Genomic DNA, 785 nt, shown 5'->3' with positions numbered 1-785 from the left:
GAAATTAAATATCCAAGTCGTTCAATATAATAGAAATTATTTTAAGTTTCAATAACAGGGAGGTAGGATTATGGCAATTACGGGTATCAATAACAGCAGTTACACATCGTATTATGCTTCAAATTATAAGAATACTGTAAAAAAAACAGATAGTGAAAAGGATAGTACAAATACAAAAGATGGCAACGTGACAACAAGTACAGTTGAATTAAAAACATCACGTCCCGGTGTGACAAAAACAGAGCAGATTAAGACAGGGTATAGTAATGTAAATGATTATTCAAAATACTTGCAAGGAAAATACCATTATATGAATATAGGGCTGACTTCAATGCAGGGTATTCCGACAACGGTATCTGTTTCAAGTGCATTTTTACAAAAGTGCATGAATGATCCGGAAAAAGCAAAGTATTTGGAGGAAAACTTAGCAGCCATTCCGGATTGTACAAAAGATACGATTAATGGATGTTTGGGCACTGTGACAAATCAGAGTTATATGATTGATGCAAACGGAAATATTATAGAGACAGCATCTTGTACAAATGATCCAGATGGGAAAATAGCGAAAGAGAATGCTGAACGAAAGGCAAAAGAGAACAGAGAAAAAGAGGAAAAAGTAAAAGAGAAAAGAGCTGCTAAAAAAGCAGAGGAAGAAAAAGCTGCAAAGAAACGTGCAGAAAAATCGGCAGAAAGAAAGGAAACGGGTGATTATACCTTATCCGTAACTGGTAATGATGTAAAAAGTATGACACAGAGCCTTGTAGCAGAATCTGTGAGTATTTCTG

General features: G+C 35.0%; 1 protein-coding gene. It reads left to right on the top strand.

Annotated features, from left to right (window positions below; genetic code table 11):
- Positions 1–70: 70 nt before the first annotated feature.
- Positions 71–785: hypothetical protein (locus tag DW981_RS14795; protein WP_118508263.1), on the top strand; the 715-nt coding region annotated here is incomplete at its 3' end.

It is taken from the genome of Clostridium sp. AM49-4BH (assembly GCF_003478335.1).
Classification (GTDB): Bacteria; Bacillota; Clostridia; order Lachnospirales; family Lachnospiraceae; genus Butyribacter.
Note: the sequence above shows the minus strand (reverse complement) of the source record. Positions and strands in the feature narration are given on the sequence as shown.